Origin of the sequence: Rhodovibrio sodomensis, assembly GCF_016583645.1 — a bacterium.
Classification (GTDB): Bacteria; Pseudomonadota; Alphaproteobacteria; order Kiloniellales; family Rhodovibrionaceae; genus Rhodovibrio; species Rhodovibrio sodomensis.
The window spans coordinates 1-9,797 of sequence record NZ_NRRL01000154.1 but is presented as its reverse complement, the minus strand read 5'-3'; the positions used below and the strand labels follow the sequence as shown (position 1 = coordinate 9,797).

Below are 9,797 nucleotides of genomic sequence, written 5' to 3'. Positions count from 1 at the left end.
GCCCACACGGCCACCCCGGCGGCGGCGCGCGATCCCACGGCCCGGCCTTGCCGACCGCCCGCCCCGCCCGCCGGCACGAAAACGCGTGACCGGGCGCGTCGGATCGCGTAATCGGTGCAGGGTAAGCACACGATCGTCTGTTGGCGATCACGGGCGCGGTCGAGCGGAGCGCGCGAAGGTGGGTCCGGGCGGGTGAGCGAAGCAGGCCAACAGTCGGGCGGCGGCCCGGTCGGGACCGCGCGCGGCCAGGTCGCGCGGGTCAGCACGGTGGCGTTCCAGGGCATCGAGGTCGTGGATGTCGACGTCCAGGTCACCACCGGCGGCGGCCTGCCCAGCTTCCAGGTCGTCGGGCTCGCCGACAAGGCGGTCGGCGAGAGCCGGGAGCGGGTGCGCGCCGCCCTGGGCGCGCTCGGCCTGGCGCTGCCGCCCAAGCGGATCACCGTCAACCTGGCCCCGGCCGATTTGCAGAAGGAAGGCAGCCACTTCGACCTGCCGATCGCGCTCGCGCTGTTGATCGCGCTGGGCGTGCTGCCGGGGGAGGAGCTGGCCGGCTACGCCGCCTTGGGCGAGCTCAGCCTGGACGGCCGGCTGGCTCCGGTCGCGGGCGTGCTGCCGGCGGCGATCCACGCCCTGGACCGGGAGCGCGGCCTGATCTGCCCGTCCGCCCAAGGCGGCGAGGCCGCCTGGGCGGACGGGCTGGAGGTGCTGGCGCCGGAGTCCCTGATCGCGCTGATCAACCACTTCAAGGGCAGCCAGCTGCTCCCCGCGCCCACGCCGCGGATCGCGGAGGCCGATCCGGCCGCGCCCGACCTGCACGACATCAAGGGACAGGAAAGCGCCAAGCGGGCGCTCGAGGTCGCGGCGGCGGGCGGCCACAACCTCTTGATGGTGGGGACGCAAGACCCCAAACGATCTCCGCGTTTCCAGTGGAAAAACCGGTTTTCCACCCGGCATCACGCCCATGCGATTGGGATCGCGACTCGGTAGCTTTCCGTTCCGACTCGGCGTTATTTGGTGGAGCGAGGAGTAGAACGAAGCCACCTTTGCAGATACAGTTTCAGCGGAGCACCCGCATAGATGGTACACAGGGCATTTAATGCTCGCCACCGGTAACTTGCCTACCAGATGTAGGCGACAGCGTGTCTACATTGCTTACATCTAGCTATCCGAGCCAAGTGTGGGCATTGACATAACACCGGACTCGATACCATACCTTAGATGTCGCGAACAAAAAAAGGCGACCTGGAGCAGCAACTCCAGATCGCCTCTGTTCGTAACGGGTCTGAAACGGGCCTTCGCAGACCCGCCGGGAACGACCGCTACGCAGCTTGCTCACAATGCGTACTCGTGGCCGTTCGCCGGTGTCAAGAAAGGAAGGCCCTTGATGGTCATAGGAGTGACCAATGACACCGACGCGAACGAACAGGGTCCCCACCGAAAGTGAAGCGGCCCTAATCAGAGGAATGATCGCTAGGGGCGATCTTCAGCAGGACATCGCTGCCTACTTCGGGCTCAACGCTGGGCGTGTCTCTGAGGTGAACACTGGGAAGCGCCACCCGACAGTTCCGGCTGCCGATCCAGCCGAACTGCCCCCGTCGGGACCTTACCTCGTTGAAGCCGCGGAGTAGTTGAGATGGCACAGAAGAAACCCCTGAAGCCGGGCCAAAAGGCTCCGACCTCCGGCCAGTATGAGCGGATCGGCCCGAAAGGTGGCTCGTCTGGAATCGAGCGCACCGTGACTAGGGGCGAACCAATGCCTCCAACCCCGAAAAAGGGGGAGGGCTATCGGTTGGTCGACCCGACCAAACACCGAAAGCGGTAGGTTCTACGCCGCTATCATTCCAGTGGGGGTGGGGCCTCTCTCCACCCCCACATCGGTGCGGGCGATACCATGAGGGCTACGGCAAGAGGCCACCCCACGGGCGTGGGTGCAGCTGACTGCACTTTTCTCTCCCCTAGCCGCCGCCTAGCATCCCGTCGTACGCACCGCTTGGATATGACTCCACCTGAACACACCACGCTTGAAAAGACGAATTTTAATCCTATAACGAAGTATATTCAGAACGCGGCCAAGAACTCGCTAACGCCGATTTCATGGGGGCGCATGTTCATTTGTTCGTGCTGTCGCGCTAAATCCCTACACAACTCCTTCCAACTGTTCGGCTTATGACCTGTCACAACCTTATTTTGAGCCATTTTTCAAGTTCTTTGATGTGTACAGCAAAGTCCCTACCTTCCTCTGGACCACCTTTGTGAATAATACCGGCGACGGCATCATTGTCATCCAGTAACGGTCCACCCGACATACCTTGAGTCAACATTTGGCTCACCTCAATGAGGGAGACGGCACTCTTCACCGTGATCGTGGTGACAACGCCTGGTCTCGTATTTAGCCTGTCGCCCGGCGCCCATTTTGGATATCCCAAAGCCGTCATTCGCTGGTCAACGGCGGCTTCACGCTAACTCTTGGAAAGCTCAAAGTACTCGTTTTCTGGGATTGCGTGCGATAGAACTGCAAGGTCTAGATGTGGCTCTCGCTTGAAGATCTTTGCTTTGAATTTATTCGACGGCTTCGACGGGTGGAAAATATCGACCTCGTTTACGCCTTCAACGCAGTGCGCGGCTGTTACGAGGCCCACCCCTCTAAGGAAGAAAGCAGTGCCCTGACTGCTCGTTTCATTCTCAACAACCCACACAGCCCGGTCACGGACTTCGTTTTTCGTTGGCGTGACCGTAATCGGCCAATGCGGGAAACATTGATTGAAGCGGATTGCTAGGCCGCGTACAACGGGATCATGTTGACCTTTTATATGGGACAAAAATGAAATTTTCCCCCGAAGATGTTCTGCAAGGCTTCCGCGACCCCCGTGCTCTTTATGATACGTTTTTTCCGCACCTTTAATCCCGTTACGCTCGACTGAGAACAGCGCTGCTCGGATATTTCGAACGTAACGCCGATCGACATTCAAAATCTGATTGATTTTAAGACCGGTAACTAGGCGGCGTGAATCTCGGTCCGCGTAGTGCAATTTCCGCTCATTGATGGAAAAACCGTTCTGGATAATCAGGCGTCGAAGTTGCGATGCCAATTGCTCTGAGGATAAGCGTCCTGCTGGCGGCGGTGCAGTTTCGAAAAGAGCTGCTGGTGGATGGAAACTCGAAAATGTTAGATCGTCTGCATATCGTGTGTAAATACAACGGGCCTCTTTGGAGAAATTCATCAGTCCCTTGTCAAGCTTGAAGCAAATCATATTCGACAACAGAGGGCTGCTTGGGGCACCTTGTGGAAGTATCCCCTTGTTGCAACATATAATACCGATGATTTGAGCGACGCTAGCGTCGAGGTTTAATGATAATAACATACCCTCGACACGATTTTGAGAAATCGTCGGGAAGAAATTTGCTAGATCTATATTGACGACGTACTTGCGCCGCATGTGAGCCAGCGCATTGGTCTTGACTGATCGTTCAGCCACAAACCCGTGAACCGGATTGCGGCGCCGGTAAATATCGGCGAGTTTATCCGAAATTCTACGTTGTAGGAATTTTAGTCGCGCATCCGGTGCGTTGATAATTCGACGTTTGCGACCGTCAGTCCCGATAGGAAAATTGTGGTACATGCTCGCCCGATAGTACCGAATTTTTTTTAACTCATCTGCGCCGAGGCCCAGATAAGTGAGGAGGGACGCCTCGTCAGCGAGTTCGGGAGGAATTGAGATGTGGACAGTCTTGCCGAACATCGAAGCCCAATCTGGCACGGGGTTTCCCTTCCAATCACGCCGGAGCCACAAAGACCATTGGCCAGCGTGCACGATATGTGCAGACGTTTCATCTTACGCCGCGGTTACGACAGCGCGTATGCGAAGGGAAACCCCGCTGGTGAGCGTGTATCAACAGTGTAACTGAGTTTCAACCGGGCGTCCGATTCGAGCATGTGCGCAACCGAGAGTGGCTGACTTCCTGTTCGCTCGTATCCGCAAAGCCGACTTCGTAGCGGTATGCCTCTCAGGGCTTGATAGGCCGAGGGCTAATACGGAGACCGCGTCGGGGCTGAGCCACAAAAACTTAACCACCAGCGCGAGGCGTGTTGAAGCCCGTAGGACTGTGAAACGGGAACCGGAGGTGGTCGAAGGGTATGCCGACAGGATCCTCCCGGTAAGCGAGAAAGCGAAGAAGGAGTTGAAGAAGCGGACGCTCACGAAGCTCTACAACGAGCGGCCAACGTGGCTCGACAATGCCCACCGGGAGTTGGACCGGGCGGTCGCTGCGGCGTACGGGTGGCCTGAGGACATTAGCGATGAGGATGCCCTGGCGCGGCTTATGAAGCTGAATGAGGAGCGCCGGGAGAAGGCCGGAGGATTGGCGAAGGCGGCTGCCGAGTAGGTGCAGTCAACTGCACTTTCGGAGCTTCTCTATGGCCCGCGTGGGTGCAGTAGAGCTATACCATCGTGCAAGTCAGGTGCAGCCCTACTGCACGTATACAGGAAGTCGAAATCACCGTGTTAACGGCACGTAAGAGGCGTGTTACCTACCCTACATAATAGAGTTCGGTAGGTAGTCAGTTGGGTAGCTCTCCCCTTGGTTCCCTCCCCATGAAGGACCCATCGTTACCTACCTATCACCTGCTACCAAAAGGCCTTCCTCTAGGTAGGACGGAAGGAACGTAAACCTCCTCTCTCAGCCGTCGGTCTCCACCTTTACGATCCCTGGCATGTTGGCGGTCACCTCGAAGACCTCCTCCATCACGTCCTTCGCTTCCTCGGCCTTCGAACGGGCAACCACGATGGCGTCGTGGATCGGCAGGGCCGTGATCCCTCGGTCCTTCAGCGTCAGCATCACCCTGACCAAGATGTTGCTCTCGGTGAACTGAAGACCGAGCCCCTCACCTTGGAACAGGCGGTGGGCGATGGCCGGGTGGGCTTCCTCGATGGTCTCGATCACCTCCGTCACCTTCCAGGACTTCGGTAGCCCCTTCCGGCTATCCTTGGGGAACCTCTCAAACCGCTTGTCCGCCGCGATGGCCGCGTTGAACACCGCCTTGACGGTCTCCCGGTAGCCCTCCAGGCGCGGCACTCGGTAGACATCCCAGTCAGGTGCAGTCGACTGCACTTTCGCGTATAGCAGCCTTGGGTTCATCTGGCCGAAGTCCAGCGAGGCAACCCGCTCTCCGTCGATCCGGAGGCCCTTGAGCCGGTCTTCAGACTTGAGCGGCTGCCAGAAGCCACCGTAGAGGCGACCCCCCTGGTCGAACCGACCACGGGCGAAGATGCGGCGCAGAGCGCGGTCGCTGGTGTCTACCTCGGGGTAACGCCAAGGGTCCGGATCGTGGAACGCAAGGTCGGCGCTAGCGAGCCATTGGTTGATCGCCGTCACTTCCGCTCGGTAGCGGATGGTCTCGGGTGTGTCGGGGTAGTCGATCCGTTCGCTCTTGTCCCAGAAGTCCTCTCCCCGGTCGCGCAGTTCGATGACTTCCTGGTAGCCACCGCTCTTCCCGAAGTCGCTGGCGTCCAGGCCAGCTTCGTCCAGTAGGTCGACCAGCGCAGGACCGGCGGCGATGGTCGTGCGCTTCAGGCCCGTTCCGCCGTTCGCGAAGGGGCTGGGTCGGCCCCGTTCGCCGCGTTCGACTTCGAGGATGCCGACACTGGGATTGGCCAGAAGGTCCACGATGGGGCGCACCTGTTGGCCGTAGGTGGCCGGGCGGTAGCGACACCGGTTGGCGAGGAAGGTCTTGGACACGCTGATCGCGACCTTCGGGTGGTCTTCGGTAAGATAGCGATAGGCGACGTCGCTGATGATCGCCTCAATGGTCTGCTCGTAGAGGGGCCGCGCGTCGGCACGGTGGGCGCGCTGTCGGAGACCCAGCCGAAAGGCCGCTTCGTCTGCGGTGCGGATCACCTTGGCGATCAGGTCCTTGGCGTCTGCGGTGCGAGCGCGTCGGGACGGGTTGTAGGGTTTGTGCCGATCGGATTGGTCGCCCCGGAGGGCAGCGGTCCCGTCGTCGGCAATCGGGGCTGTATTCGGGGTGTCGGTGTCCACGACGGTGGGCTTTCAGTTGTCGGACGCGGGCAGCATCAGGTGAGCGCCCCGTCTACTCAGGATTGGCGAAATGCGGCCCTTGGAGGGGCTACTGGGGTGGCGGCTAGGTTGGTAGCGGGGAGACCGTCAGAGGCACCTCCGCGGCCCGGAAACTGGCAGCAGGACAGAGAAAAGGGGCCAGAGGGTTGCCCCTCCTAGCCCCCGAGGTCACCGCTTCCCGACCGCGTAGATGATCCAAAGCTGGATCAGGGCCGTGGCAAGCTGGACGTATTCAGGTTGTATCATGTGAGCATGTCGCGCCCACTAAATGTAGCTGCCGGGATCGGACCGCCCCCTACATCGTAACACTTCCGCTTCCCCCCGCCAAAGCAAGAGGCATTTCCGGGGTTTCCTGGGCCGTCGTCCGGTCGCCGGTCAGGCTGGCCTTTCGCCGGAGCCAAGCGCGGCCCAGAGATCGGCCTTCTCGCGTTCCTGGGCGGCCCTAGCGCGGTCGATGTCCTTGGCGATGTAGAGGCCCACGGCCCCGAGGGTGTCCATCAGGGCTTGGCCGAGGAGTTCCGAGGACCGTGCTGGTGGGGTTAGGTAGACGCGATGGTTCTTGCCGGTCTCGTGGTTGTACCACTCGCCAGCGTGCTGGTCGGTCAGGGCGCGGAACAGTCGAGCAAGCTGAAACAGGAACGCACGGTCTGACTTGAACAGGCTCGGCTCCCGGTGACGCAGCAGGACCACGGCACAGACGGTCGCGATGATGTCGCGGGGCTTGGCGTCGTTCGCAACGGCGACTACGGAGCGCATGACGTCATCCTTCCAGCGCACGGTGGGGCGCCCTCGGTCGTGTTCGGCAAGGTGGTAGCGGGCATGGTCGAGCAGGACGTTCCAGCGGGCTTCCACCTTGGCCCAGGCGGTCGGGTCGCTTCGGCGGTCGAGCCACCGGCAGACTTCGGCTTTCAGCGGCCTGATCTTCGCGACGGTGACGGTCGGTTGGTCGGGTGCGCCGTGTCGCCGCTGGCGTTGACGGTGGGCGTGGCAATAGGGGCTGTGGCCGGAGCGCGGTCGCTCGCAGCCGGACGTGCGGCAGTTCATTTTGATAATCCTCGAAAGCTAGTCTCCGCTCCCTATGACACAGGAGCGCAGAAACTGTTGGCAGGGTTATAGCAAACCTCTTGCCCGGCAGACGTAGCTTCGGGCTGAATGTGTACGTTCAGGCTGAAGCGATGCCCTAAATAGCCGCCGCCCGTTTACTCCGGCTCACAAGGGCCATGAAGGTGCAGTCGACTGCACTGCACTTTTCCGGTCACCCGACCTTCGCCGCGTCCTCCAGGATGCGATAGACAGACGCACGCCCGATCCCCACGCGCCTAGCAATCTCAGCCGGTCCGACGCCATCTCGCTTCAGGTTCAACACTTCGTCCGCTTTGGCGCGCGCCGTAGGCTTCCGGCCCTTGTACTTGCCCTCGCGCCGCGCCTTCTCGATCCCTTCCCGCTGGCGTTCCAGCATGATCTCGCGCTCAAACTGGGCGATGCTGCCCAGCACGTTAAGCATCAGCTTCCCGGTCGCCCCGCTGGTGTCGAGGCCCATGTCCAGGATACGCAGGTTCGCGCCCTTGGCTTCCAGGTGCTTCACGATGTCCGACAGGTGACCAACCGAGCGGGCCAACCGGTCGAGCTTCGTCACAACCAGGGTGTCGCCGTCGCGGCAGTAGTCGAGCGCAGCGTCAAGCTGTTCGCGGGCCTTGGTGTCCACACTGGACACCTCCTCGGTGAACACCTTGTCACAGCCGGTCGCGGCAAGGTCGCGCTCTTGGGCGGCGATGCTGGCCTTCTGGTCGAGGGTCGAGGTACGGGCGTATCCGATGAGCATGGCGGGTCTCCGGGGCTGAACGTCTCACTGAGGTCTTAGACGTTTACCCCAGGTCGTCTCAAAATGCCAGCGTTATTTTCAGTGAGACGCATCCGGGTGCCGGAGCGGACGTCCCGCTAGAGCTTGCCCTGTGAGACGCGCTTGTTTCCGCCAAATCGTGCTATGGTCGCCGCGAAGGCGAGCTTGGAGGAACGGGTGGTGGCGCGGCTGGTAGTCGAGTGTGCCTCATGCGGGCGTCGAGCGCAGATCAGTGGCACGGCTAAGTCAGGACCGCGCACGCAAGCCCGGTTCCGATGTAGCGTCTGCGGTGGCGAAGGCCGCGTCGTGGAAACTCCACAGAAGGTCGCCTGCACCCAGTGCGGCAGGACAATCCCGGAACGCCGCTTAGAAGCCGTCCCTACGACGAGGCTTTGTGTTGTCTGCGCTGACGACGATCCGATTGGTCAGCCCAACCGGCGCAGTGCCGAGCCTTGGGGAGACCGAGAGGCTTGGAAGCGTGATCGCGGTAGCTGGCGTCGATAGGCTAACCGCAAGCGTAAGGCGGGCTACACCTCACCTCCAGCGCACTCGACCACCCAGAACACCTCGTACACGCGCTCCCCGGTCTTCCCCTGTCGCACCTTGGTCCACCCAGCGGGGCACACTTCGTCCGCCCTGGTCTCCAGCGCGTTCATAACCGGCGCCCGCGCCTCGACACCTCCAGGCTGATACTCCAGCCGATAGGTCCCCGCTGGTAGCTCCCGCTCGCTCACCTTCACACTGCCACACCCGGTCACCACCAGTGCGGCCAGCACCACAATCCACCGCATCGCATCCCCCTCGCTTGGTCTACCCTACCTACCATCCCTGGAAGCCGGTCGCAGCCCCTCAGGCGCCCGCTCCCCTCCAAGGTAGCCCTTTAGCCCTCACCCCCTCAGCGGCACCTCAGCGGCCCGCATTTGGCCAGCACGGGCAGTCCCGCTGGGTGGAGGTAGGTGGCCCCCCGGTGGCCTACTCGACCCCACCGTGTCGCTCGCCAGGAAACACCCATGGGGTACGGGGGAAGCTCCGATCTACAATCAGTCAAGTTGGCCCTCGCAAATTTGCGCCAAACATCCGGGGGTCCTCCGCCCCCCACCCTGGTCTTGATGGGTCCCATCCGCCGCTCCTACGGCTTGCGAAGGTCACACACGTCGGTCAGGTGTCAGGGAAGGCGAAAACAATCTCAGACACCGCGCCGTTCTTCCAGGCGAACACCAGCTTGCCGCGCGGGTAGTCCACGGTCACCCGCTCGAATAACCGCCGCATGGCCGCATTGGCCGCCTGTTTGTCAATAGGGTCGGCATGTAGAGCAGTCTCAAGCTCGCCTAGTCGTTGTTCAACGAACGGCTTGTAGGCGGCCTCGACACGCTCAAGCAACGTGACGCGCTCAGCCTCTTTCGCGTCCGCTTCCGCTTCAAGCGCCCGTAACCGCTCGCTGAGGGCCGCTGACGCCCCGTGGCTAAGGGCCTCGACCACATTCCCGATCTGCTCCCGGATGGCGTCCAGGGTACCCTCAAGGGCCTCTAGCTGGCCGTCAAGGTCATGGTCCCCCGAGGTGGCCGTGCCGACGAGGAAGTCTGCATCATCCACTATGGCGCGCTCTACATCGGCCAGGGTCACGGCGCGGTAGGTGCAGCCCGCCCCGCCTTTTGCCTTCACACAGACAAGGTAGGGCTTCCCAGCCTTCGCACCGCTCCCCTTGGTCACCCGCGTCATGGCTGATCCGCAATGCGGGCACCGCGCTAGGTTCGCTAAGGACGCCACCGACGATAATCGCTACGTTTTCGTTGGCCTTGGTTTGATGGTGTAGTTCCACTCGGGATGGAAGGAATCGCCGGTGATGTCGAGGGTGGCCATGTCGGCGTTGGAGACCTTCAGG

The 9,797-nt window shown here is 61.4% G+C and carries 9 protein-coding genes and 1 pseudogene; 4 read left to right on the top strand and 6 right to left on the bottom strand.

Annotation, left to right across the window (positions count from 1 at the left end; translation table 11 throughout):
- Nucleotides 1-192: 192 nt before the first annotated feature.
- Together CKO28_RS25190 and CKO28_RS25185 are read left to right on the top strand one after the other, a co-directional pair.
- Nucleotides 193-987: a magnesium chelatase domain-containing protein gene (locus CKO28_RS25190; protein WP_200343772.1), complete on the top strand. Its 795-nt coding sequence runs from the start codon at nt 193-195 to the stop codon at nt 985-987.
- A 646-nt stretch (nt 988-1,633) separates the two neighbouring features.
- Complete coding sequence (locus tag CKO28_RS25185; RefSeq protein WP_200343770.1) at nt 1,634-1,822, top strand: YjzC family protein; 189 nt, start codon at nt 1,634-1,636, stop codon at nt 1,820-1,822.
- Between the two features lie 352 nt (nt 1,823-2,174).
- On the opposite strand, the pseudogene CKO28_RS25180 reads toward CKO28_RS25185, so the two are convergent.
- Nucleotides 2,175-2,441, bottom strand: a pseudogene (locus CKO28_RS25180) (S1 family serine peptidase); the annotation flags it as partial.
- Nucleotides 2,442-2,459: 18 nt separating this feature from the next.
- Nucleotides 2,460-3,740, bottom strand: coding sequence for a reverse transcriptase domain-containing protein (locus tag CKO28_RS25175; protein ID WP_200343766.1), 1,281 nt, complete (start codon nt 3,738-3,740; stop codon nt 2,460-2,462).
- Between the two features lie 208 nt (nt 3,741-3,948).
- On the opposite strand from CKO28_RS25175, the gene CKO28_RS25170 reads away from it, so the two are divergent.
- The gene (locus CKO28_RS25170; protein ID WP_200343764.1) at nt 3,949-4,383 is read left to right on the top strand and encodes a type IIL restriction-modification enzyme MmeI; all 435 of its coding nucleotides are present in this window, start codon (nt 3,949-3,951) and stop codon (nt 4,381-4,383) included.
- A 294-nt stretch (nt 4,384-4,677) separates the two neighbouring features.
- On the opposite strand, the gene CKO28_RS25165 is transcribed toward CKO28_RS25170, so the two are convergent.
- From CKO28_RS25165 to CKO28_RS25155, 3 genes are all read right to left on the bottom strand, one after another.
- Nucleotides 4,678-6,036, bottom strand: coding sequence for a hypothetical protein (locus tag CKO28_RS25165; RefSeq protein ID WP_200343762.1), 1,359 nt, complete (start codon nt 6,034-6,036; stop codon nt 4,678-4,680).
- 414 nt (nt 6,037-6,450) lie between these two features.
- Entirely contained in the window at nt 6,451-7,119 is a 669-nt protein-coding gene (locus CKO28_RS25160; protein WP_200343760.1) for a hypothetical protein, read from the bottom strand.
- A gap of 211 nt (nt 7,120-7,330) precedes the next feature.
- Entirely contained in the window at nt 7,331-7,897 is a 567-nt protein-coding gene (locus tag CKO28_RS25155; protein ID WP_200343758.1) for a recombinase family protein, read from the bottom strand.
- A gap of 162 nt (nt 7,898-8,059) precedes the next feature.
- On the opposite strand from CKO28_RS25155, the gene CKO28_RS29495 reads away from it, so the two are divergent.
- Nucleotides 8,060-8,419: a TraR/DksA C4-type zinc finger protein gene (locus CKO28_RS29495; RefSeq protein WP_367575760.1), complete on the top strand. Its 360-nt coding sequence runs from the start codon at nt 8,060-8,062 to the stop codon at nt 8,417-8,419.
- Nucleotides 8,420-9,073: 654 nt separating this feature from the next.
- Here CKO28_RS29495 and CKO28_RS25145 read toward each other — a convergent pair.
- Nucleotides 9,074-9,682, bottom strand: a complete 609-nt coding sequence (locus CKO28_RS25145) for a recombinase zinc beta ribbon domain-containing protein (protein ID WP_207168926.1) — start codon at nt 9,680-9,682, stop codon at nt 9,074-9,076.
- Nucleotides 9,683-9,797: the final 115 nt, after the last annotated feature.

Bases quoted from the DNA above. Each gene is read 5' to 3' on its own strand.
- CKO28_RS25185 (WP_200343770.1), top strand. From the start codon at position 1,634: ATGGCACAGAAGAAACCCCTGAAGCCGGGCCAAAAGGCTCCGACCTCC.
- CKO28_RS25175 (WP_200343766.1), bottom strand. From the start codon at position 3,740: ATGTTCGGCAAGACTGTCCACATCTCAATTCCTCCCGAACTCGCTGAC.
- CKO28_RS25160 (WP_200343760.1), bottom strand. From the start codon at position 7,119: ATGAACTGCCGCACGTCCGGCTGCGAGCGACCGCGCTCCGGCCACAGC.
- CKO28_RS25155 (WP_200343758.1), bottom strand. From the start codon at position 7,897: ATGCTCATCGGATACGCCCGTACCTCGACCCTCGACCAGAAGGCCAGC.
- CKO28_RS29495 (WP_367575760.1), top strand. From the start codon at position 8,060: ATGGTCGCCGCGAAGGCGAGCTTGGAGGAACGGGTGGTGGCGCGGCTG.